Here is a 22791-nt window from a genome sequence, read left to right as displayed (position 1 = left end):
CATGGCGACACGACCGATCAGCCCGCAGGATCATGAGCGCATCGCCGCTGCGATCCGCGCCGCCGAAGCGCAAACCGACGGCGAGATCTACTGCGTCGTGGCGCATGCCAGCGACGGCTACTTCGCTCCCGCAGCCTTGATGGCGACCCTCGGCATGCTGGTCGTCAGCCTCGCGGTCGCCTATGGGCTGGAGGCCTGGTGGCTCACCATCCGCCTGCCACATTTCGTCATCGCTCAGTTGCTGGCCATGGCCTGCGTGCTGGCCCTGTTGTGGACGCTGCCCGGCCTGCGCATCCATATGGTGCCGCGTCGGCTGCGCTATCAGGCTGCGCACGCCAATGCGGTCAAGCAGTTCCTCGCCCGCAACGTCCACCGCACCACGGCGCGCACCGGCGTGCTGATCTTCGTCTCGATCGCCGAGCGCTACGCCGAAGTGGTCGCCGATTCGGGCATCGCTGCCAAGGTCGGCCAGCATGTCTGGGACGGCGTGGTGCGCGATCTGACCGCGCATGCCGGCCACGATCGGCTTGCCGACGGTTTCGTCAAGGCGATCGAGGGGGTCGGGGCCGTGCTGGCCGAGCACTTTCCGGTTACTTCGGGCGATACCAACGAGCTCGACGACCATCTGGTCGAAATCTGAAAAGCCCTACCTGCAAACGCTACTCAGCCGGACGCCTGACGCGGCTTTCTGCGCTTCCGATGCCCACGGACCTAAAAGTCCGCTGGGTTTCGGTACTCGAAAGCCGCGCCATCCGCCTCGGCTGAGCGCGTTTTCAGGCAGGCTTTGGCCAATGTCGGCAGTGTCATGATCGTCTGTGCGAAAGCGGACCATCGGCCGCCGGGACTCTTGCAATCGGGCGATGCGGGTTTATGGTTAACAAATCATGAATACGCTGACGATCGACATTCGGAAGGCAGACCCGCGCGATGCCGGCGCCATCGCCGAAGTGCACCTCGAGGCTTGGCGCGGCGCGTATAGCGGAATCATTCCGCACCGCACGCTGACATCTATGATCAACCGTCGCGGAAGCGACTGGTGGGCCAACGCCATCCGCCGCGCCGCCACGGTCCTCGTTGTCGAGATCGGCGGCACGATCGCCGGCTATGCGACGATCGGTAAGAACCGCGCCAAGGAGCTCAAGCAGCAGGGCGAGATCTACGAATTGTACCTGCGCCCGGAATATCAGGGCATCGGGCTCGGCAGGCGGCTGTTTTCGGCGGCCAGGGCACGTCTCGCCGACCATGGGCTGAAAGGCATGGTGGTGTGGGCGCTGGAAGACAATCAGAACGCACTTGCCTTCTATGCCGGGGCCGGCGGCCGCGACATCGCCGAAGGGGTCGAGATTTTCGAGCAGAAGGCGCTGAAGAAGGTCGCCTTCGTCTGGGAGTGACCGCCTGGGGATAATCGCGGAAGGTGTGGTCCCGGGCTCACGCACATCACGACCTTGAAACATCTTGTGCCGATGATTGAACGGGTCGACCGCCATCGCGTCTCGCCGGACGCCTGTAAGCACCATTCGCCGCATTGCACCATTTTGCGCCGCCCGCTATCTCCTGCCGACCGAGAGAGGGACAAAAGACATGCGCATCGAAGCTATAGCCACCGGAAAGAATCCGCCTGAGGACGTCAATGTCATCATCGAGGTGCCGATCGGCGGCGAGCCGATCAAGTACGAGATGGACAAGGAGGCCGGCACGCTGTTCGTCGACCGCTTCCTGCACACCTCGATGCGCTACCCCGGCAATTACGGTTTCGTGCCGCACACGCTGTCGGGCGACGGCGACCCGATTGACGTGCTGATCTGCAACACGCGCGCCTTGGTGCCGGGCTGCGTGATCAACGTGCGGCCGATCGGCGTGCTGATCATGGAAGACAATGCCGGCCAGGATGAAAAGATCATCGCGGTGCCGTCACCGAAGCTGACACTGCGCTACGAGAACGTCACCGAATACACGCAGCTGCCCGACATCACGCGCCAGCAAGTGCAGCACTTCTTCGAGCACTACAAGGATCTGGAACCCGGCAAATGGGTCAAGATCGAGGGCTGGCATGATTCCAAATACGCCAAGAGGATGATCATGGACGCGATCGACCGGGCGAAGGCGAACAAGTAGCTCGAGCGGTCAGTTATCGACCCGGCCGAAAGCCGGCACGTCGCCAATCACCACGCGCTTGTCCTTGCCGCAGGCGAAGCCTTTCGCCTTCTCGTCGGCGATCTTGCGCGCCTGGTCGTTGGCGGCGGGGTTGCCGGTGGCCAACACCAGGCCGACGGTGCAGCCGTCCCGGGCGTCCATCTGGGCGACCTTGGCGACGAGCAGCACCTCGGTCTTCTTGGTCTCGTCCTCGCCATTGCTGATCGAGCGGCGGTGGATGACCGCGAACGGCACGGCTTTGTCGCCATTGGTTTCGACGCGCCACTCGACCTTGGCTCCGGACGAATTCAAGGCGGAAAAACTTTCCCAGGTGGACGTCATGTCGCCGCCGGGCGGAAAACCATAGAACAGCGATTCGCGGGCGTCGTCATATCCGACCAGCACGGGATAGCCGCGATAGCCGGAGCAGGCGAGGTCGGCCCAGTCGCCGTCGCCCTGCCCGGCCTGCGCATAGGTCACGCAGTCCTTCTTCCAGTCGAGGTCGGTGTAGGTGCTGGATATGTCGCCGGCCTGTGCCGCCTGGCAAAGGCCGGCGAAGGTGAGCGGGATCAACAGGCTGCGCATGGCGGAGATCTCAGTTGGAGGTCGTCCCAGCGTATCGCCAATCGCTATTTCTTCAAGCTGGCTTCGATCAGCAGGTCGGCGTTGCGGGCAACCGACTGCGCGGGTCCGCCGAGGCCGAACAGTTGGCCGCTGATATAGGCGCCTTCGATAAGCAGCAGCAACCCGTCGCCCAGCGTGTCGGGGTCTTGCGCGCCCATCGCAGCCGCCATGGCGCGCAGGCGGCGGCGCAATTCCTGCTTGTTGGCCTCGCTGACGACGCGAGCCGGATGGCTGTGGTCGGGATATTCGACCGCCGCATTGGTCATGCCGCAGCCGCGATAGTCCGCCACCTGCGTTCGCTTGCCGATGCGGGTCAGGAAAGCCTTGATCTGAGCGCGCGGGTCGCCGGGATTGGCGGCGACGGCCTCGTCGAAACGCTCCCAATATTCAAGATCGTATTGCCTGAGGTAGGAGGCGGCCAGCTCGTCCTTGGAGGGAAAGCTGCGATAGAGGCTGGGCTTGGTGACGCCGGCACGCTTGACGATTTCGTCGACGCCGATCGCCCGAATACCGCGCCGGTAGAACAGGTCATAGGCCACGTCGAGAATCTTCTTGGCGGCCTTCGGTGGCGCCGACGCATGACCGTCGCTGATGGTCAGTTCAATATTTTTGTCGCTTGGCATCATGGGACTCGATTGACAATGTTACCGATCGGTACGTATACATGCTCCCATCTTGCAACGTACCGGTCAGTAACATGATAGCTCAATCCCGTCCCTTTGGCCAGCGCTACGCTTTCGTGGTGGTGGGCGTCATCTTCCTCTGCCTGCTGATCGCGGCCGGCCTGCGCTCGGCGCCTTCCGTCATGATGCTGCCGCTCGAAAACAGCTTCGGCTGGCGGCGCGACGTCATTTCGCTGGCCGCGGGCGTCGGCATCCTGCTCTATGGGCTGACCGGTCCGTTCGCCGCCGCGCTCATGGAGCGCATCGGGCTGCGCCGCACGCTGCTGGCGTCGCTGGTGGTGATGTCGGCTTCGACCACGCTCAGCCTGCTGATGACCAAGCCATGGCATCTGTTCATCACCTGGGGCGTTTTTTCCGGCATCGGATCCGGCGCTGTCGCCAGCGTCCTTGGCGCCACCATCGTCAACCGCTGGTTCAAGACCAATCGCGGTCTTGTCATGGGGCTGATGTCGGCCTCCAGCGCCACCGGCATGCTGATTTTCCTGCCGCTCATCGCCTCGCTCGCCCAGTCAGGCGGCTGGCAGCCTGTCGTCATCGCTGTCGCGATCGCCACCGCGGCGTTGATCCCTCTGGTCTGGTTGCTGGTGCCGGAGCGCCCGGCCTCGATCGGAATGGTGCGTTATGGGGCCGAGGCGGATGATGTGCCGCCGACTTCGCCCGCATCACAAGGTAATTTCCTGGCGCATACGCTCAGCACGCTGCGCCGCGCCGCCGGCACGCGGGTTTTCTGGTACCTGTTCGCCACTTTCTTCGTCTGTGGCTTCACCACCAACGGGCTGGTCGGCACGCATTTGATCGCCTTCTGCGGCGACATGGGTATCGGCGAGGTGCAGGCCGCCGGCCTGTTGTCGATGATGGGCATTTTCGACCTGATCGGCACCACGCTGTCCGGCTGGCTCACCGACCGCTACGACCCGCGCAAGCTGCTCGGCGTCTACTATGCCATTCGTGGCCTGTCGCTGATCTATTTGCCCTATTCCGGCTTCTCGGCAACCAGCCTGATCATCTTCGCGGTGCTCTATGGTCTCGACTGGATCGCCACCGTGCCGCCGACTTTAAGGCTCGCCAACGAAGCCTTCGGCGACCGCAGCGGGCCGATCGTGTTCGGCTGGATCGTGGCCGGCCATCAGGTGGGTGCCGCCACCGCTGCTGCCTTCGGCGGCACCATGCGCGAACTGCAGGGCAACTACGAACTGGCGTTCCTGATTGCCGGCATGACGGCGATCGCGGCGGCTTGTATTTCGCTCCTGATCAACACCAGCCGGCCGGCCTTCGATCCCGAACCGCAGGCGGCTTGAGGCGCGTCGATAATTCAGGTGAGGCCGGCCTGCAAACGGCGGATTCCTGCGCTTCTCCGTTCTACTGCGTCGCAGTAGAATTGAGCTCACGTACAAAATGTACGCTCCGCTCGGATTCTCGAAAACCACTATTTTCGGCCCGGCCTGACCTGAATCTCAACACACCTCGGCGTGTAAGAACGGGCGCGGACGATCAGTCGGGGTAGCAGACCATTGGAATGTTGGGCCAGACCGCCGCGTCGCAGTTGGCGCTCGCCTGTCTCTGCTTGAAGGCGGCACTGACCGGCCCCGTCACCACGGGGTCGACGCCGTCGGGCGCGTCGGCAAAGGCCTGTTGTGCGGAAGGCGCATCAGCCGGCAGGACAGGGCGCGTTTCCTCCAGCGTCGCGGCCGACTGCGCGGCGTTGGCCGCCAGCAGCATCGCAAAGGCGGCGGAAGCGATAAGCGGCCAAAATCGGTTGAGTCTATCGGTCATCACGTTCGAACTGTCCGGGCCCTGAAAAGGTTCCCGCCTTGGTTAACAAAATCATTTCACACGCAGATGCTTAAGATTTGATGAGTATTTGGTGTCGCGCGTCCCCTTTCGCAACTGCGAAAAACCCTGTATGAGCCGCGCAACCGAAAGAGGCAGCGCCCTTGGCCTGCTGCCTGCAACGCTTCCGAGACCAGAATCATGAACCTCCGTAATATCGCGATCATCGCGCACGTCGACCATGGAAAGACCACCCTGGTCGACCAGCTTTTGAAACAGTCCGGCTCCTTCCGCGACAACCAGCGCGTCGCCGAGCGCGCCATGGATTCCAACGATCTCGAAAAGGAACGCGGCATCACCATCCTGGCCAAGGCGACCTCGGTCGACTGGAAGGACACGCGCATCAACATCGTCGACACGCCCGGCCACGCCGATTTCGGCGGTGAGGTCGAGCGCATCCTGTCGATGGTGGATTCGGCCATCGTGCTGGTCGATGCCGCCGAAGGCCCGATGCCGCAGACCAAGTTCGTGGTCGGCAAGGCGCTCAAGGTCGGCTTGAGGCCGATCGTCGTCATCAACAAGATCGACCGGCCGGACGCGCGCCATGTCGAGGTGGTCAACGAGGTGTTCGACCTGTTCGCCGCGCTCGACGCCACCGACGAGCAGCTCGACTTCCCGATCCTTTATGGTTCGGGCCGCGACGGCTGGGTGTCGGAAAATCCGGAAGGCCCGAAGGACCAGCAGCTTGCGCCGCTGTTCGACCTCGTCATCAAGCATGTGCCAGCGCCGACCGTTCATCCCGGCCCGTTCCGCATGATCGGCACTATCCTGGAAGCAAATCCGTTCCTCGGCCGCATCATCACCGGCCGCATCGAGAGCGGCACGCTGAAGTCCAACCAGGCGGTCAAGGTGCTGCACAATGACGGCACCCAGATCGAGACCGGCCGCATTTCAAAGATTCTCGCTTTCCGCGGCCTTGAGCGTCAGCCGATCGAAGAAGCGCAGGCGGGTGACATCGTCGCCATCGCCGGCCTGTCCAAGGGCACCGTCGCCGACACGTTCTGCGACCTGGCGGTGACCGAGGCGCTGCATGCACAGCCTATCGATCCGCCGACCGTGACCATGTCCTTCCTCGTCAACGACAGCCCGTTGGCCGGCACCGAAGGCGACAAGGTGACCAGTCGCGTCATCCGTGACCGTCTGCTGCGCGAGGCCGAAGGCAATGTCGCGCTGAAAATCGAAGAATCGCCCGACAAGGATTCGTTCTTCGTTTCCGGCCGCGGCGAATTGCAGCTCGCCGTCCTGATCGAGACCATGCGCCGCGAAGGTTTCGAGATCGCCGTCTCGCGTCCGCGCGTCGTCATGCAGAAGGGCGAGAATGGCGAATTGCTGGAGCCGGTCGAGGAAGTCGTCATCGACGTCGACGAGGAGCATGCCGGCGTCGTCGTGCAGAAGATGTCGGAGCGCAAGGCCGAAATGGTCGAGCTGCGTCCCTCGGGCGGCAACCGCCAGCGCATCGTTTTCCATGCGCCGACGCGCGGCCTGATCGGCTACCAATCGGAACTGTTGACCGATACGCGCGGCACCGCCGTGATGAACCGGCTGTTCCATGCCTACGAGCCCTACAAGGGCGAGTTGCCTGGCCGCACCAACGGCGTGCTGATCTCCAACGAACAGGGCGAGTCGGTGGCTTACGCCATGTGGAACCTTGAAGATCGCGGTCCGATGGTCATCGATCCCGGCGTCAAGGTCTATCAGGGCATGATCATCGGTATCCACAGCCGGGACAACGATCTCGAAGTGAACGTGCTGAAGGGCAAGAAGCTGACCAACATCCGCGCCGCCGGCAAGGACGAGGCGGTCAAGCTCACCCCGCCGATCCGCATGACGCTGGAGCGCGCGCTGGCCTGGATCCAGGACGACGAACTGGTCGAGGTGACGCCGAAGACCATTCGCCTGCGCAAACTCTATCTCGACCCGAACGAGCGCAAGCGTTTCGAGAAGTCGTCGAAGGCGGTCGGCGCGGCGTAAAGTTTCCCTTTCCGAGAGTTTGAGAGGGCGGAGCACTTGTTCTCCGCCCTCTTTCGTTCATCCACCAGCGGCCGAGATGATGGTCCGCAGGTCGGGCTCGCTGGCGAGATCGATGCGGATTGTCGCTCCCTCTCGGACCGGTTTGCGCAGGGCCTTTGCTCCATCCGGCTCGATGGTCAGCAGCCTCCGCTCGTCCAGCGCCCGAAGGCGCGACCGCGAGATGCCGAGTTCGTTGGCAAGCAGCCGGTCGAGCCTCAACGATACCGGTATTTCCAGACCAAGCCGAAGATCCAGCACCGTCGCGCCTTGCTTAATCCTGCCGATCACCTGCTTGCGCACGACGGCGTCAGGGAACTCTTCGACGCGTCCCACCTGGTTGCGCAGGGCGACGATGTCGAAGGCATGGCTCCGGACCAGTGCCGGATCATTGCTTTCGAGCGCCGCCAGCAGTGCCGGCGCGATATCGCGCCGGTTGCAGCGCTCGAAAATGCCGAAATTCCAGGAATTGTCGCAGTCGACGCAGCGATAGATCAGCCACGCGTCGATGCGCTTGCCGTTGGCGTTGACGCGGAATTTCTCGCTGCAGCGGTAGGCTTTCACGAAGCCACAGCGATTGCAGTTGATCAGGGGTCGTGGTGCGATTTCTGGCGCGATCGCCCAGTGGACGCGCAGGGCGCAAGACATGCCGGTAAGTCCTTCCCGTTGGGAAGTTCATCCGGTCGGCGCTATCGAGATGCCCATGCGGGCGCGGCGTGGCGGGTGGCTGCGGAGATTGTGACATCAGGTGTCGCTGGCGGTAAGCCGAGCGACAGCGGTTCAGCAGTGCCAAACCGGTCTCGAACCGCCGCCCAAAGGAACACATGAAATACAAACAGGCACCGCTGATGCGGCGCCATGCAGGTGTGTCGGGGGAGTTGACGAGACCGGTGGTTACTGGGGCAAAGTGAAGCTCGAAATTGTTTCGCGGCGGCCCTTCTAGCGGCGTGACGCTGGGGCTGCAAGGGGCTCCGCAAGTCACGCCGTAGGGGTCGGCGCCCATGGCCCATATTGTCTTGCCTTTGCCAGAGACGCAGCTGTCGGGTTATTGTGGTTGGTGAAGCCCTGACGCGGAGACCCTCGCCATGCACCTCGCCTCGCTGCTGATTTTCGCCGCCGCCTTGTTCGTGGCCGCCGGTTCGCCTGGCCCATCGATCGCGGCGCTTGTCGCGCGCGTTATCTCGAAGGGGTTTCGCGATGTGTTTCCGTTCCTGCTTGCCATGTGGATTGGCGAAGGCATCTGGCTGTCGCTGGCGGTGTTTGGGCTGGCCGTGGTGGCGCAGACCTTCCATTTCGCTTTCGTCGTTGTGAAATGGATCGGCGTTCTCTACCTGGCCTATCTCGCCTGGAAGATGTGGACGGCGCCTGTCGACGCCAAGGAGGGCGAGATGCCGCGTGAGGATTCGGCCGGCAAGCTTTTTTTCGCCGGCATGGCCGTCACGCTCGGCAATCCCAAGATCATGATGTTTTACCTGGCGCTGTTGCCGACCATCATCGACCTCGCTTCGGTCAGTCTCGTCGGCTGGGTCGAACTGACGGCGACCATGGCGGTGGTGCTGATCGCCATCGATCTCGCCTGGGTGCTCGCCGCCTCGCAGGCGCGCAAGCTCCTCAGGAGCAAGCGCGCCATGAAGATCGCCAACCGCGTCAGCGCCACGACGATGGCCGGTGCGGCGGCGGCCATCGCGGCGCGGTAAGGCTATCTGGGCAAGACGCCGGCCGCAGGCATGGCGGCCGCCTTCGGCGCCTGCGGTCCGCCGGAATAGAATTTCGAGGCCGGGTTCTCCTGCATGAAATCGTAGGCGACCATGCCGAGCGGCCGCTTTTGCCGTTCCGATGCCGCCTGGTGCCAGGGGATCACCTGGCGCAGCGCCTCGAGCGCCGCGGTTGGCGCCTCGCCGAATTTCCGCTGCGGGTTCTGCGCCTTGCGGATTTCCATCCAATAGCTTGCCGTCAACAGGTCCTGCGCCAAGAGATGGAAGGATATGTCGACAGCCTCGCGGGCGCGTTGCGTCTTGATGCGGGTCTGCCCTTCCAGGTCTTCGACGGTGGCGACGATCGCCTGGCCATTCGGCGTCACCGGCGTGCCGAGGTCGGCCAGTTCCTGCCAGAGATCGGTCGGCAGATAGCCGTCGAAGGTCGGGATGTCCTTGCGCTCGTCGGGCTTCAGCGCATCGGTCGGCTTTATCACGGTGAAGAAGGGATTGCGGAAGCGCTCGATGCGCTGCGCCACCGCGACGCCGAGATTGGTGAGAGAGATGGTGAAAGCCTCGACCTGATTGGCCATGGGATAGGGATCCCAGTTGGCGTTGGAGAAGATATAGCCGGACTTGCCGCCGCTCAGCGGCCCGCCCTTGATGTAATATTTCATGAATTGCGGCGTGCTCAGCTCCGGCGAGCTCTGCGGCGTCAGGCCCGGCAGCACGGCCGGATTGTGATCCGACGAATTGATGGAGAGCAGCACGGATTGGCGCAGATCCGCCCAGGCCTGCCAGGCCGAGCCCTGGCGCTGGCTGGAGGCGCGCATGCTTTCCGGATCCTGGATGATGCGGGCCTGATCCTCGTCGAAGAGATAGCTGCCCTTGATCATGTCCATGACCCGCGCGGCATCCCATGTCAGCCATGGGTAAGGCCGCATGGATTGCACGGGTGCGGAAATCGGCGTCACGCTGGAATTCATGCCGTTCAGCCCCATGGCGTAGCTGAGGTCGGTCCACTCCAGCAGTTTTCGGGCGTCCTCCAGCAAAAGCACGGCCTGTGCCTGTGCGTAGGCGTTGGTGCTGATCAGCGCGGCCTGGTCGGCGGCGAAAGGCTCGAGAGGCTTCAGACCGGCCTGCGAAAGGGCCTGTGTGGCCGGCATGCGGATGCCATCGAGATAGGCTTCGCCTTCGCTGACCATGGCCGCGCCGATATTGCCGAGCGTCGCGAGGTCGCCTTCGCCGAGCGTGCCGCGCGATTGCACGACCGGCGTCACCCGCTTGTTCAGCATGTCGACCAGCATATGCGTCAGCTGCGGGCTGGCAGGCTCGTAGGACATGGTGTTGGCGCGGATCGCCATGATGGCGCGCACCAGCGCTTCTTCCTGCAGCTCCGGCCCGTAGCCTCTGTTGACGCCGCCCTTGAAGCGGGCGAGCTGCTGATCCTTGAGCAGCTTGCTGTTTTCCGGCGTCGTCGGATCGCCCGAGAAGATCACCGTCTCGCGCTGGTCGCCGGCGCCACGGTTGAACCAGTAGATGGTGACACCTTCGGCAGCACCTTCGAGCAGCAGGCCATAAGCGTCCGCCGAACGTTGCAGCGCCTCGGGGCTGAGCTCGACCTTGGCGCCGTTGCGAGCGATGTCGATGACCTGTTCGACGGTCAGGTCATGGCCAGTCAGCGTTATCGTCTTGGCCGCGGCTGTCTCGAAAATGGGCTGGTAGGCTGTCACCGCCTCGAAGGCGTGGGCGGGTGGAGTGGCAAGCGCCAGCGTCATGGTCAGGGCGCGGAGAAAAACCCCGGGTTTGGCAATTGCATCAAGCATAGGGGGACTCCCATTCACGAAGCGTTGGCCTCGGGCATCAAGTTCACCCCTCGGAAATTTTGTTTCCCGGAAAACTAGCCGGCGGCATTCGCCTGTCAACGCTTGATGCGAAGTAGGACCGATGGTGGAACGCGCGTGGCCCTATCGCGCCATGGCGTGGTATTCGTCGTTCGGCCGCATGTCGATCGCGGCCGCGACACGGTTCGACATGTTGAAGAAGGCCGCGGTCGAGGCGATATCCCAGATGTCGCGATCGCTGAAGCCGGCCTGGCGCAGGGCCGCGCGATCGGCCTCGACGATCCTGGCCGGCTCCTCGGTCAGCTTGACGGCGAAGTCGAGCATTGCCGTTTGCTTCGGCGAAAGGTCGGCGGCGCGGAAATTCATCACCATCATCTCACCAAGCAGGGGATCGCCCGAGAGCTGGCGCACCGCCGCGCCATGCGCGGTCAAGCAGTAGTAGCAGTGGTTGATGGAGGAGACGGCGACCGCGATCATCTCGCGTTCCAGCTTCGACAGGCCGGACTCGCCCAGCATCAAATCATTGTACATGTCGGTGAAGGCGCGCAGCTTCTTGTCGTCGAAGGCATAGGCCTTGAGCACGTTGGGGACGAGGCCGAGCTTTTCCTCGCATTTGGCGAAATAGGCTTTTGTCGGCTCGCTCAGCTCTCCGGCGGCCAGGTCTAGCGCGGTGATTTTGCCGTTCATCGTGTCATTTCTCCTCGTCATGCGAAGCCTTGCCGCCGAATTCCGAGAATTCTTGGCAAGCCGTCAAACCTTTGTCGCCAAACAGCGGTCATCTGCTACCATAGTCGCAAAAGCATGCGACGGGAGGGAAGAAGCGTCATGGCCAGCGTAAAATCCGCAGCTAAGTCGAAGAAGAAGGCACCTGCGGCAAAGGCCGATGACAGACCGGCCAGGCTCGCCGATTACCTGCTCGCCCGCGCGCCGGCGGAGGATATCGCCGCCTATGACGTGGCCGACCTCGAGCGTGCCGCCGATCTCGCCGGCCAGGCGGTCGCCGCCCACAAAAAGGGTGAGTGCGTCGTCGCCGTCGACGCCGATTCGGGCGTGGTTCGCGAAGGCCGTCCGGTGACCGTCATCACGGTGGTCAACGACAACATGCCATTCCTGTTCGATTCCATCCTCGGCGAGGTTACAGAAACCGCCGGCGAACCGACCCTGGTCACCCATCCGGTGATTACGGTCCGCCATGGCAAGACGGGTGTCGACGAAATCCTCGGCGATGGCAATTTCGCCAGGGATGACGGCAGCCACGACCGGCTCAGCGTGATCCATGTCCATATTCCCCGGCTGACGCCCGAACAAGCAAATGGCCTGGCCGAGCGGCTGCGCAAGATGCTCGGCCAGGTCCATGCCGCCGTCAACGACTGGCGGCCGATGCTGGCCCGGCTCGATCAGGCCATCTCCGAATTCCGCTATTCGGCGGTGCCGCTCGACAAGAAGAGCGTCGCCGAGGCGATCGCCTTCCTGGAGTGGCTGCGCGACGACAATTTCACTTTCCTCGGCATGCGTGAATTCAAGTACACAGGCGGCGAGGAAAGCGGCAATCTGGAGCGCGCCGAAAAACCCGGCCTCGGCATCCTGACCGACCCGGACGTGCTGGTGCTGAGACGCGGCACCGAGGCGGTGACGACGACGCCGGAAATCCGCGCTTTCCTGCACGGACCGGAGCCGCTGATCGTCACCAAGGCCAATGCCAAGTCGCTGGTGCACCGGCGCATCTATCTCGATTACATCGGCGTCAAGACCTACAGCGCCAAAGGTGCGTTGGCGGGCGAACTGCGCATCGTCGGCCTGTTCACCTCGACCGCATACACGCGCTCGGTGATGAAGATCCCGTATCTCAGGTCCAAGGCCGAAACCATTATCGCCAAGTCGGGGTTCGACCGCCACGACCACTCCGGCAAGGCGCTGATCAACGTGCTGGAAAGCTATCCGCGCGACGAGCTGTTCCAGGTTCCGGTGCCGATCCTGCGCAAGCATGCCGCTGCCATTCTGGGCCTGGTCGAGCGGCCGCGCGTGCGGGCGCTGGTGCGCGTCGACCAGTTCGACCGTTTCGTCTCGATCCTCGTCTTCGTGCCGCGCGACCGCTACGACAGCGTCGTGCGCGAGAAGATCGGCACCTATCTGAAAACCGCGTTCGAGGGCCGGCTGTCGGCCTATTACCCGGCTTTCCCGGAAGGCGGGCTGGCGCGCGTGCACTTCATCATCGGCCGCTCCGGCGGCAAGACGCCGAAGGTCGAGCAGGCAACGATAGAGGCGGCGATCCGCGACATCGTGCGCACCTGGGAAGATGCGCTTGCCGATGCGGCCGAAGCCAGCGGCAGCGACCCGGCGTTGAAAGCCATCGCCGCGCGGCTGCCAGAGAGCTACCGGGATACGTTCAGCGCTGGCGTGGCGCTGGCCGATGCCGGACGAATAGCCAAGATCAGCGCCGGCAATCCGATCGCCATCGATTATTACCGCCATGCCGAGCAGAAGCCGCACCAGGCGGCGCTGAAGATCTATCACCATGGCAGCCCGGTGGCACTGTCGCGGCGCGTTCCGGTGCTAGAGAACATCGGCTTCCGCGTCATCAGCGAGCGGACTTTCGAAGTCGGCGACGACCAGTCGGGCCTGGTCTTCATCCACGACATGGAACTGGAGAACAGCTACGGCAAGCCGATCGACCTCGCCGACGGCGGTGCGCTGTTCGAGGACGCTTTCCTGTCGGTGTGGCGGGGCGACGTCGACAATGACGGCTATAACGGCCTCGCCCAGACCGCCGGCCTGTGGTCGGGCGAGATCACCATCCTGCGTGCCTATGGCCGTTACCTGCAGCAGGTCGGCATCCCGCAGAGCCAGGATTTCATCGCCGCCGCACTCAACCGCTATCCCGAGATCGCGCGCGGCCTGCACGCGCTGTTCATCGCCCGGCTCGGCCCGACGGCCGAAACCGAAGGCGTGGTGGCGGCAAAGCACCTCAAGGCCAAGATCAAGGATGCGCTGGAGGATGTGCCTAACATTGACGACGACACCATCATCCGCCGCTACCTCAATTTGATCGAAGCCTCGCTGCGCACCAATCATTTCGTTGCCGATACGAAAGAGAAAGGCCAGTCGCTGGCGATCAAGCTCGAGTCGCAGGCGGTCGAGGGATTGCCGGCGCCGCGGCCATGGCGCGAAATTTTCGTCTACGGCTCGGAGGTCGAAGGCCTGCACCTGCGCTTCGGCCCGGTTGCGCGTGGCGGCTTGCGCTGGTCCGACCGCGCCCAGGACTATCGCACCGAGGTGCTCGGCCTGGTCAAGGCGCAACAGGTCAAGAACGCCGTCATCGTGCCGGTCGGCGCCAAGGGCGGCTTCTATCCCAAGAAACTGCCGATGAGCGCCGGACGCGACGCGATCTTCGAGGCCGGCACATCGGCTTACAAGAACTTCGTTTCCAGCCTGCTCTCGATCACGGACAATATCGGCCTGGACGGCGTCATTCCACCGGCAGGTGTCGTGCGCCGCGACCAGGACGATCCTTATTTCGTCGTCGCCGCCGACAAGGGCACGGCAACCTTCTCCGACACCGCCAACGCCATCTCCGAAAAGCACGGCTTCTGGCTCGACGATGCCTTCGCCAGCGGTGGTTCGGCCGGCTACGACCACAAGAAGATGGGCATCACCGCCAAGGGCGCCTGGGAAGCGGTCAAGCGGCATTTCCGCGAGATGAACCGAGACATCCAGACCTCGCCCTTCTCTGTCGTGGGCGTCGGCGACATGTCGGGCGACGTGTTCGGCAACGGCATGCTGTTGTCGCCGAAAACGCGGCTGATCGCCGCTTTCGACCATCGCGACATCTTCATCGATCCCGATCCCGACATGGCGGTCTCGATGGCAGAGCGCGAGCGCATGTTCGCGTTGCCGCGTTCGAGCTGGCAGGACTATGACAAGACCAAGCTGTCGGACGGCGGCGTCATCGTTTCGCGCAGCCAGAAATCGATCACCTTGCCGGCTGCCGCAGCAGCGGCGATCGGACTAGCCAAGACGACCGCCACGCCGGTCGAGATCATGACCGCCATCCTCAAGGCGCCGGTCGACCTCTTGTGGTTCGGCGGCATCGGCACGTATCTCAGGGCATCGACCGAGACCAATGCCGAGGTCGGCGACCGCGCCAACGATGCCGTCCGCATCACGGCGCTTGACGTGCGCGCCAAGGTGATCGGCGAGGGTGCCAATCTGGGTGTGACGCAGCGGGCGCGCATCGAGTTCGGCATGAATGGCGGCCGCTGCAACTCCGACGCGATCGACAATTCGGGCGGCGTCAACTGCTCCGACGTCGAGGTCAACATCAAGATCGCGCTGGCGTCGGCAATGCGCAAGGGATCGCTGACGCGGCCGGCGCGCAACAAGCTGCTGGCCGAGATGACCGACGAGGTCGGCGGGCTGGTGCTGTCCAACAACTACCAGCAGACGCTGGCGCTTTCGATCGCCCGCAAGCGCGGCCTCGCCGACATCGCGCATCAGAGCCGCTTCATGACGGCGCTGGAGGCACGCGGCCTGCTCGATCGTGTCGTGGAAACACTGCCGTCGCCGGCAGCCCTTGCCGAGCGCGAGGCGCGCGGCGAGCCGTTGACCCGGGCCGAGCTCGGCGTGCTGCTCGCCTATGCCAAGATCGTGCTGTTTTCCGACATCGTCGCCAGCGACGTGCCTGACGATGCGCATTTCGACCGCGACCTGATGGGCTATTTCCCGGACCGGATGGCGAAGAAATACGCTTCCGAGATCCACGGCCACCGGCTGCGCCGCGAGATCATCGCGCGTGTCGTCGCCAACGATCTGGTCAATCGCGGCGGGCCGTCCTTCGTCAACCGGCTGCAGGAGGCGACGGGGCGCACCGCAGCCGATGTGGTGCGCACCTTCGCCGTGGTGCGCGATGGCTTTGCGCTGCCCGCGCTCTATCGCGAGATCGACGCGCTCGACAACCTGGTCGACGGCCAGGTGCAACTCGATCTCTATCAGATGGTGAGCCGGCTTATCTATATGAGCAGCGGCTGGTACCTGAAGAACGATGCCGGCACGGCACCGCTCGGCCAGCGCATCGCCGAACTGCAGGATGCGCGCAAGGCGCTGGAGCCCAAGCTCGTTTCGCTGCTGCCGGCTTTTTCGCGCGAGCGGATCGAGGAGAAGCGGCACGGGCTGTTCAAGGCGGGCGCACCGGAAAAGCTGGCCGAGCAGCTGGCGATGAGCGAGGCGGCGGAGCTCATCCCGGACGTCGCGCTGACGGCCCGCACCGCCGGCGCCGATATCGTCGCGGCGGCCAAGGCGTTCTTCGCCGTCAGCGATGCCTTCCGCATCCCGCGCGTCGAGGATGCGGCGCGCTCGATCACGCCATCGGACTATTATGACCAGCTCGCTCTGTCCCGCGCCACCGACACGATCGGCGCGGCGCGGCGCGGCATCGCTATCGCCGCGCTTACCGGCCATGCCGAGGCGGCCAATCCGGTGGCGGCCTGGCTCGAAGCCGGTGGCGAGCGGGTGGCGCGCATCCGCGAACGGCTGCAGGCGTTGACGGAGGGCGGCGACATCACCGTGTCGCGGCTGTCGGTTGCGTCTGGGCTGATGAGCGATCTGACGGGCATGTGAGCCAGCGGTTGTCCGTTTGCATGATCATTCGAAACATGCAGACATGGCGCCCGAAATGGGGCGGAGCGGACGCCGGGGGAATCACTATGGCGGTAGAGACAGTGCAGCGGGCATCCGGGCGCGGCATCTGGGGGTGGATGTTCTTCGACTGGGCGGCGCAGCCGTTCTTCACGGTCGTCACCACCTTCATCTTCGGCCCCTATTTCGTTTCGCGCATGGCGGGCGATCCAATCACTGGCCAGGCCGTCTGGGGTTATGGCATCGCCGCGGCCGGACTGGTCATCGCGGTGCTATCGCCGATCCTCGGATCGATCGCCGACCAGACCGGGCCGCGCAAGCCGTGGATCGCGTTTTTCGCGGCGATCAAGATCACCAGTCTCACCTTGCTCTGGTTCGCCGCGCCGGGTTCCAACCTGTTCCTGGTCGTGGCGCTGTTCTCGCTGGCGTCGGTGGCGGCGGAGTTCTCCACTGTCTTCAACGATTCCATGATGCCGCGGCTGGTGCCGAAGAGCGAGATCGGCCGCATCTCCAACATGGCCTGGGGCCTCGGTTATCTCGGCGGCATGATCGCACTGATCTTCGTCGTCACCTGCCTGGCCGGCTCGCCGGAGACCGGCAAGACGATCATCGGCATCACCCCGCTGTTCGGGCTCGATCCGCAACTGGGCGAGGATGCTCGCGCCACCGGGCCGCTGTCGGCGGGCTGGTATTTCCTGTTCATCCTGCCGATGTTTTTCTTTACGCCCGACGCCATCAAGGGCATCCCGATCGGGCCGGCGGTGCGCGAGGGCCTGTCGGAGCTGAAATCGACACTGGCCGAGGTGCGCAAGCGCGGCGGCATCTTCCGCTTTCTCGTCGCCCGCATGATCTACCAGGATGGCGTCAATGCCTTGCTGGCGCTGGGCGGCACCTTCGCGGCGGGCATGTTCCACTGGTCGATCACCGAGATCGGGATGTTCGGCATCATCCTCAATATCGTCGCCATCTTCGGCTGCTGGGTCGCCGCCCGCCTGGACACCGCGCTGGGCTCCAAGGCGGTGGTGATGATCTCGCTGGTCATGCTGTCCATCGCCACTATCGGCGTGGTCTCGACCGGGCCTGGATTCACGCTGCTCGGGCTGATCCAGCTTTCGACCTCCGATTCAGGCGGCCTGTTCGGTACGGCGGCCGAAAAGGCCTACATCATGTACGGCCTGCTGATCGGCCTGGCCTTCGGGCCGGTGCAGGCCTCGTCGCGCTCCTACATGGCGCGCAGCGTGACCGCAGCCGAATCCGGTCGCTATTTCGGCATCTATGCGCTGGCCGGTCGGGCGACCAGTTTCCTGGCGCCGTTCATGGTGGCGACGATTACCGCCACCAGCGGCTCGGCCCGGCTTGGCATGGCGGCGATTATTTTGTTCCTGGCCATCGGCATGGCGATCCTGGTTCGCACGCCATATCCGGCGGATCGGCCGGAGTAGATGCTTCGATAATTCACCCCACTGGCCGCCGAGCGGCAGGTTAGTGCCGGAAATGCCGTACGCCGGTGAACACCATGGCGATGCCGTGTTCGTCGGCGGCGGCGATGACATCGTCGTCGCGCATCGAACCGCCCGGCTGGATCACGGCGGTGGCACCGGCTTCGATGGCCGACAGCAGGCCGTCGGCGAAGGGGAAGAAGGCATCCGAAGCGACCACCGAGCCCTTGGTCAACGGCTCGGCCATGCCTGCCGTCTCCGCTGCGTCGATCGCCTTGCGCGCGGCGATGCGCGAAGAATCGACCCGGCTCATCTGGCCGGCGCCGATGCCGACCGTGGCGCCGTCCTTGGCGTAGATTACGGCGTTCGACTTGACGTGCTTGGCGACGCGGAAGGCGAATTTGAGATCGGCCATTTCAGCCGGCGTCGGCGCGCGCTTCGTTACCACCTTCAGGTCGAGGTCGTCGACCACGGCATTGTCGCGGCCTTGGACCAGCAGGCCGCCTGAAACCGACTTGACCGTCGTGCCGGCCGTGCGCGGGTCCGGCAGGCCGCTGGTGACCAGCAGGCGCAAATTCTTCTTGGCAGCTATGATTGCCGCGGCCTCGTCGGTGGCGTCGGGCGCGATGATCACCTCGGTGAAGGTTTTCACGATTTCCTCGGCCGCCTCCGCGTCAAGGGTGCGGTTCAAGGCGACGATGCCGCCGAAGGCCGAGACCGGGTCGCAGGCGAGCGCCTTTGCGTAGGCCGCTTTCAGCGATGTGCCTTCGGCCACGCCGCACGGGTTGGCGTGCTTGATGATGGCGACGGCGGCCGAGCGATTGGGATCGAATTCGCCGGCCAATTCGAAAGCGGCGTCGGTATCGTTGATGTTGTTGTAGGATAGCTGCTTGCCCTGCAGCTGCCGCGCCGTGGCGACGCCCGGCCGTTTGTCGCCATTGACGTAGAAGCCGGCGCCCTGGTGCGGGTTCTCGCCGTAGCGCATCACCTCGGCCAGCCTGCCGCCGAAAGCGCGCCAGGTTGGATGCTCGATCTCCAGCGCCTCGGCGAACCAGCCCGAGATCGCCGCATCGTAGGTGGCGGTGCGGGCGAAGGCCTTCGCCGCCAGCTTCTTGCGGAAATCCAACGACAGAGAGCCGATGTTCATCTCCAGCGCGTTGAGCACAGCGGCGTAATCGCCGGGATCGGTGACGATGGCGACATAGGCGTGGTTCTTGGCCGAGGCGCGGATCATCGCCGGGCCGCCAATGTCGATGTTCTCGACGATCGCCGCGTAGTCGGCGCCGGAGCGGCGGACGTCCTCGAACGGGTAAAGATTGGAGACGACGAGATCGATCGGCTCGATGCCGTATTTGCGCATCGCCAATGCGTGCTCGGGGTCGTCGCGCACGCCAAGCAGCGCGCCATGCACGGACGGGTGCAGCGTCTTGACGCGGCCATCCATGATCTCGGGGAAGCCGGTGAGCTCGGAGACGTCGCGCACCGCCATGCCGGCCTCGGCGATCGCTTTTGCCGTGCCGCCGGTGGAGACCAGCTCGACGCCGGCCGCGGCCAGTGCCCTGGCAAAGTCGATCAAGCCCGTCTTGTCGAAAACGGAGAGCAGCGCACGGCGGACCGGAACGAGGTCCGGGGCGGGAATGTTCTTGGCAGGAACGGCCATGGCTGGCGGCCTTTCATGTCTGGAGGAGCGTGCCCGCGCCGTAGCACATGAGGCTCGGAAATCAAGCGTTGGCTTTTTCGCGGCATGCCATTGCCGCCGCAAGCTCAATTGTTTTCGGGATAACCGGCGACCTTTGTGCGGGTCAGCTGCCAGTGGACATCGGCAATTTCCGACGCCTTGAAGGCGAGCACGATCTGGCGGCTGCGGCGCGGACCGCCAAGACCGGCGAAATAGATCGATTCCTCAACTTCGGGCACCACTTCGCTGGAGGTGAACACCCAGGTATCGGCCTGATCGCCGGTCAGGACCAGCCGCTCCTGCTCGTCCTGCAGCAGATTGATGTCGGGGTGGATGTGAAAGCGCACGGTGATGAAATCGCGGCCATTGTTGCGGATCGCTGTGCTGCCCGGCCGCTGGAACCGGTCCCGGCCCGCCAGCACATTGCCGTCCGAGGAGAGTTTCAGCTCGCGCTCATGCAGGAAGCCGAAACGCTGGAGATAGCCGTCATGACGGGCGATGAAGCCGTGGACGCCCTTCTGGTCGATGCGCTTGCACTGCACTTGCTGCGGGCCGCCGATCAACGGTGAACCCAACTGGTCGTTTACCCGCAGCGCGTGGGTGAAACGCGCCGAAGACGTGTCGTTGATGGTGGCCGTCGAATGCGCGGCGGTGGCGCGGGCCAGCGGCCGGAACTCGGCGGCGCCGTAGGTGTCGATGCCGGCATTGACGATGTAGTGCTGGCGGCCCGACGACAGTTCAAAGGCAAGGCAGCCGGCATGCGCTGCATTGGACACGTCGACCGGTGGCGGCAGGCCGGTATCGGCGATGACGGTGGTGCCGCCCATCGCCAGCCGCTCATAGCCCGAATGCGGCGCATGCAGCAGCGGTGCGCCGGCGGTGTCGTCATGGCGCAGGATGGTGGCGATGCGGTCATGGATGGTGGCGCCCATGCCGTTGAATCGGGCGAGGCTGCCGTCCTGGTGGCGGAAGAAACGCAGTGCCGGCAGCATGCGGTCGATGGCGCCGATCAGCGCCTGCGGCGGCGCTTCGGCCTGGTTGGCATAGGTCTGGCGCAGCGGCAGGAGGTCGGCGAGGATTTCCAGCACCGCCATTGGATTGCGCGAGATGTGACCGCCGTCGGCAAGGATCTGGCGATTGAGTTCCCCCGCGAGGTTGCGGGTGGCGCCGCGCAGCGCCGAAGCCGGCGCCGGCAGGGACAGCGCCGCGAAGGCCAGCGCGATGCGGGCGCGCAGCCGGTCCTTGCCGTCGGGCATTTCGCGCGCCATCGACCTGAGATAGCGGATCTGCATGGCCAGCGATTTCAGGAAAGCGCGGTAGAAGGGGAACTCAGCACCCTGCAGCACGATGGAGGAGTGCTGCAGCCAGGCAATGATGCGTTTGGCGGTCGTGCCTGGCTCCCAGGCAACGCCCGAAATATGATTGCCATGCATGGCGATCCAGTCCGAAACCAGGGCACGGGCGTTGGCGGCGGCAAGCTCGGTGCCGGCGGCGCGCATATGGCGCAGCCAGCGGAAGCCATGCAGCGTTTTCTGCCAACCGTGATTGGGGACATTGATCTGGAAAGGGGATTTGCCGCCGGTCTCGACCAGGTGGCCGGACAGGGGATAACGGCCGTAGTAGATCTCGAGCGCGATCTGCGGATCGGCGAGGCGCAGGTCCGGCGGTGCGATCAGGACACGTTCGGGCGTGCGGCCCGAATAGCGCCAGCGATAGATCGGCCCGGCGCGCAGGCGCCGGCGCGTCTTGCGCCAGAACTCCTTCGCGACCAGCGTCCACAGACGCGTCGTGTTGCCGGCAGCAAGTGCCAAAACCCCTCCTGGTCGTCCTCTATCCCAAGCACAAGCTTATATGATTCAAGAACTTATGCGAAGGCGGATTTCGCCTCGGTAAGGCGCGCAACGGGGCCGTGGCCGGGTCGCCCCTAAAAAAGTCACGTCTTTTCCGGGCCATACAGCCGGTTTCCTGCGACTTATGTCTTCTTGCGGCGGCGGCCAAACGCGCTGGGCCAGCAGTTTTCGCGGTCCCGAAAGGGCCGCAGAACGCGGAAGGCATCGCCGATATAGACCCTCGTCGCGACCGTTCGATCGAATCGGTAGCCGCCGCAATTGCCTCGCGAACAGGATGCGCGGCTGAAACGGCGTGAGCAGATGGAGGTCGGTTTCCTATCCATAGGAAGGGGCCGAATGATAAGGTATTCTCCGGCCAAGGTCGAACCGATCCAGGTGATTGAAATGTCGGTATCAACGGATGAGCAGGCATTTCCGGACACCCCGCCGGTTGCCCTCACAGCTGACGGCAAGCTGCTGTCGACAATGCCGAACAGGCTCGGATACCTTTCCGCGACCGACCCGTCCGTCGGCATTGAAGCCATCCGGCATCTTTATGCGACCCAAGGCTATGTCTGGCTGAAGGGCCTTTTGCCCCGCAGGGAAGTGATCGATTTTCGTGGCTGGGTGCTTTCCCATCTTGCCGAGAGCGGGCTTTTGGAACCCGGGACGGATCCCTCGCTCGGCATCGCTTCGGATCGTGCCATCGACCGTCAGCTCGCCGAGCGCCGGCTGATGTCGGTGGTCCGGTCAACCGGTTATGAAGGCTTCTGCGCGCAGCCGCGCCTGTCGCGCTTGATGGATGGTTTCGTGGGCGGCCTATCCTATCTGCACAAACGCAAGATCATGCGCTTCACCTTGCCTGGAACGGCCACCGCGACGCCGGCGCATTACGATCTCGTTTATCTGCGCGGAGGCACCAACCGGGTGGTGACGACCTGGATACCGATCGGCGACACGACCATCGACATGGGCGGCCTGGTCTACCTGGAGGGATCACACGCCGTCGGCGCCGCCCTGGAGAGACAGTTCAACAAGGACAATTCCGCTCTCAGTCCGCAGGAGCGCATCAGTGCCTATAATCGCAACATGAGTGAGGGCGGCTGGGTGTCGAAGGACCTGCCCGATATGGCGGAGCGGTTCGACACGCGCTGGCTGATGGCGGATTTCGAAGCGGGCGACATCGTCCTTCACTCGCCCTACATGATCCATGCCTCGACGACCAACCAGAGCCTCGATGGGCTGATCCGGCTGTCGACGGATATCCGCTACCAGAATGTCGACGACGAAATCGATGCCCGCTGGGGCAGTCATTGGAGCCTTGATGACATGCTTTAGAGCGTTCAGCGCTCGATGGGATCGCCGCCCGCTCTAACTCTTTGTCTTCACGCAATTCCGG

Annotated in this window: 17 protein-coding genes; 9 read left to right on the top strand and 8 right to left on the bottom strand. The window is 64.0% G+C overall.

Going from position 1 to position 22791, the window contains the following annotated elements:
- Position 1: 1 nt before the first annotated feature.
- The 3 genes from LB516_RS09945 to ppa all read left to right on the top strand — a co-directional run bounded on the left by LB516_RS09945 (position 2) and on the right by ppa (position 2115).
- Complete coding sequence (locus tag LB516_RS09945; protein ID WP_224719439.1) at positions 2-640, top strand: TPM domain-containing protein; 639 nt, start codon at positions 2-4, stop codon at positions 638-640.
- A 244-nt stretch (positions 641-884) separates the two neighbouring features.
- Positions 885-1391: a GNAT family N-acetyltransferase gene (locus tag LB516_RS09940; protein WP_015315131.1), complete on the top strand. Its 507-nt coding sequence runs from the start codon at positions 885-887 to the stop codon at positions 1389-1391.
- Positions 1392-1581: 190 nt separating this feature from the next.
- Positions 1582-2115 carry an inorganic diphosphatase gene (ppa, locus tag LB516_RS09935; RefSeq protein WP_224719438.1) on the top strand — a complete coding sequence of 178 codons (534 nt, stop codon included), beginning with the start codon at positions 1582-1584 and terminating at the stop codon, positions 2113-2115.
- 9 nt (positions 2116-2124) lie between these two features.
- On the opposite strand, the gene LB516_RS09930 is transcribed toward ppa, so the two are convergent.
- The gene (locus LB516_RS09930) at positions 2125-2718 is read right to left on the bottom strand and encodes a hypothetical protein (RefSeq protein ID WP_140719846.1); all 594 of its coding nucleotides are present in this window, start codon (positions 2716-2718) and stop codon (positions 2125-2127) included.
- A gap of 44 nt (positions 2719-2762) precedes the next feature.
- Positions 2763-3380: a TetR/AcrR family transcriptional regulator gene (locus LB516_RS09925; protein WP_015315134.1), complete on the bottom strand. Its 618-nt coding sequence runs from the start codon at positions 3378-3380 to the stop codon at positions 2763-2765.
- A gap of 74 nt (positions 3381-3454) precedes the next feature.
- Here LB516_RS09925 and LB516_RS09920 point away from each other — a divergent pair, with 74 nt between their 5' ends.
- Positions 3455-4738: an MFS transporter gene (locus LB516_RS09920; protein WP_224591829.1), complete on the top strand. Its 1284-nt coding sequence runs from the start codon at positions 3455-3457 to the stop codon at positions 4736-4738.
- Between the two features lie 193 nt (positions 4739-4931).
- Here the strand turns inward: LB516_RS09920 and LB516_RS09915 are convergent, their stop codons facing one another.
- A complete protein-coding gene (locus LB516_RS09915) occupies positions 4932-5213 on the bottom strand; it encodes a hypothetical protein (protein WP_140874660.1) in 282 nt (93 codons plus the stop codon).
- 198 nt (positions 5214-5411) lie between these two features.
- Here LB516_RS09915 and typA point away from each other — a divergent pair, with 198 nt between their 5' ends.
- Positions 5412-7241, top strand: a complete 1830-nt coding sequence (typA, locus tag LB516_RS09910) for a translational GTPase TypA (RefSeq protein ID WP_015315136.1) — start codon at positions 5412-5414, stop codon at positions 7239-7241.
- 57 nt (positions 7242-7298) lie between these two features.
- Here typA and LB516_RS09905 read toward each other — a convergent pair whose 3' ends face one another.
- The gene (locus LB516_RS09905; RefSeq protein ID WP_224719437.1) at positions 7299-7925 is read right to left on the bottom strand and encodes a DUF1062 domain-containing protein; all 627 of its coding nucleotides are present in this window, start codon (positions 7923-7925) and stop codon (positions 7299-7301) included.
- A gap of 437 nt (positions 7926-8362) precedes the next feature.
- Here LB516_RS09905 and LB516_RS09900 point away from each other — a divergent pair, with 437 nt between their 5' ends.
- Complete coding sequence (locus tag LB516_RS09900) at positions 8363-8974, top strand: LysE family translocator (protein ID WP_140616554.1); 612 nt, start codon at positions 8363-8365, stop codon at positions 8972-8974.
- 2 nt (positions 8975-8976) lie between these two features.
- On the opposite strand, the gene LB516_RS09895 is transcribed toward LB516_RS09900, so the two are convergent.
- Both LB516_RS09895 and LB516_RS09890 read right to left on the bottom strand, forming a co-directional pair.
- The gene (locus tag LB516_RS09895) at positions 8977-10797 is read right to left on the bottom strand and encodes an aromatic amino acid ammonia-lyase (protein ID WP_224719436.1); all 1821 of its coding nucleotides are present in this window, start codon (positions 10795-10797) and stop codon (positions 8977-8979) included.
- Between the two features lie 141 nt (positions 10798-10938).
- Positions 10939-11502: a peroxidase-related enzyme gene (locus LB516_RS09890; protein WP_224719435.1), complete on the bottom strand. Its 564-nt coding sequence runs from the start codon at positions 11500-11502 to the stop codon at positions 10939-10941.
- 138 nt (positions 11503-11640) lie between these two features.
- Between LB516_RS09890 and LB516_RS09885 the strand changes: the two genes are divergently transcribed.
- On the top strand, positions 11641-16428 hold the full coding sequence (locus LB516_RS09885) for an NAD-glutamate dehydrogenase (protein ID WP_224719434.1): 4788 nt from the start codon (positions 11641-11643) through the stop codon (positions 16426-16428).
- A gap of 86 nt (positions 16429-16514) precedes the next feature.
- The gene (locus LB516_RS09880) at positions 16515-17888 is read left to right on the top strand and encodes an MFS transporter (protein ID WP_224719433.1); all 1374 of its coding nucleotides are present in this window, start codon (positions 16515-16517) and stop codon (positions 17886-17888) included.
- 40 nt (positions 17889-17928) lie between these two features.
- Here the strand turns inward: LB516_RS09880 and purH are convergent, their stop codons facing one another.
- Positions 17929-19545: a bifunctional phosphoribosylaminoimidazolecarboxamide formyltransferase/IMP cyclohydrolase gene (gene purH / locus LB516_RS09875; RefSeq protein WP_224719432.1), complete on the bottom strand. Its 1617-nt coding sequence runs from the start codon at positions 19543-19545 to the stop codon at positions 17929-17931.
- Between the two features lie 104 nt (positions 19546-19649).
- Positions 19650-21374, bottom strand: coding sequence for a heparinase II/III family protein (locus LB516_RS09870; RefSeq protein WP_224719431.1), 1725 nt, complete (start codon positions 21372-21374; stop codon positions 19650-19652).
- A 423-nt stretch (positions 21375-21797) separates the two neighbouring features.
- Between LB516_RS09870 and LB516_RS09865 the strand changes: the two genes are divergently transcribed.
- Positions 21798-22730: a phytanoyl-CoA dioxygenase family protein gene (locus tag LB516_RS09865; RefSeq protein ID WP_224586455.1), complete on the top strand. Its 933-nt coding sequence runs from the start codon at positions 21798-21800 to the stop codon at positions 22728-22730.
- The last annotated feature ends 61 nt before the right edge of the window (positions 22731-22791 follow it).

Origin of the sequence: Mesorhizobium sp. CO1-1-7, from assembly GCF_020164885.1 — a bacterium.
GTDB classification, from domain to species: domain Bacteria; phylum Pseudomonadota; class Alphaproteobacteria; order Rhizobiales; family Rhizobiaceae; genus Mesorhizobium; species Mesorhizobium australicum.
This window is presented reverse-complemented; position numbering and strand designations above follow the sequence as displayed.

Bases quoted from the DNA above. Each gene is read 5' to 3' on its own strand.
- LB516_RS09880 (WP_224719433.1), top strand. From the start codon at position 16,515: ATGGCGGTAGAGACAGTGCAGCGGGCATCCGGGCGCGGCATCTGGGGG.
- LB516_RS09865 (WP_224586455.1), top strand. From the start codon at position 21,798: ATGTCGGTATCAACGGATGAGCAGGCATTTCCGGACACCCCGCCGGTT.
- ppa (WP_224719438.1), top strand. From the start codon at position 1,582: ATGCGCATCGAAGCTATAGCCACCGGAAAGAATCCGCCTGAGGACGTC.
- LB516_RS09940 (WP_015315131.1), top strand. From the start codon at position 885: ATGAATACGCTGACGATCGACATTCGGAAGGCAGACCCGCGCGATGCC.
- LB516_RS09915 (WP_140874660.1), bottom strand. From the start codon at position 5,213: ATGACCGATAGACTCAACCGATTTTGGCCGCTTATCGCTTCCGCCGCC.
- LB516_RS09895 (WP_224719436.1), bottom strand. From the start codon at position 10,797: ATGCTTGATGCAATTGCCAAACCCGGGGTTTTTCTCCGCGCCCTGACC.
- purH (WP_224719432.1), bottom strand. From the start codon at position 19,545: ATGGCCGTTCCTGCCAAGAACATTCCCGCCCCGGACCTCGTTCCGGTC.
- LB516_RS09925 (WP_015315134.1), bottom strand. From the start codon at position 3,380: ATGCCAAGCGACAAAAATATTGAACTGACCATCAGCGACGGTCATGCG.
- LB516_RS09930 (WP_140719846.1), bottom strand. From the start codon at position 2,718: ATGCGCAGCCTGTTGATCCCGCTCACCTTCGCCGGCCTTTGCCAGGCG.
- LB516_RS09945 (WP_224719439.1), top strand. From the start codon at position 2: ATGGCGACACGACCGATCAGCCCGCAGGATCATGAGCGCATCGCCGCT.
- LB516_RS09885 (WP_224719434.1), top strand. From the start codon at position 11,641: ATGGCCAGCGTAAAATCCGCAGCTAAGTCGAAGAAGAAGGCACCTGCG.
- typA (WP_015315136.1), top strand. From the start codon at position 5,412: ATGAACCTCCGTAATATCGCGATCATCGCGCACGTCGACCATGGAAAG.
- LB516_RS09920 (WP_224591829.1), top strand. From the start codon at position 3,455: ATGATAGCTCAATCCCGTCCCTTTGGCCAGCGCTACGCTTTCGTGGTG.
- LB516_RS09905 (WP_224719437.1), bottom strand. From the start codon at position 7,925: ATGTCTTGCGCCCTGCGCGTCCACTGGGCGATCGCGCCAGAAATCGCA.
- LB516_RS09890 (WP_224719435.1), bottom strand. From the start codon at position 11,502: ATGAACGGCAAAATCACCGCGCTAGACCTGGCCGCCGGAGAGCTGAGC.
- LB516_RS09900 (WP_140616554.1), top strand. From the start codon at position 8,363: ATGCACCTCGCCTCGCTGCTGATTTTCGCCGCCGCCTTGTTCGTGGCC.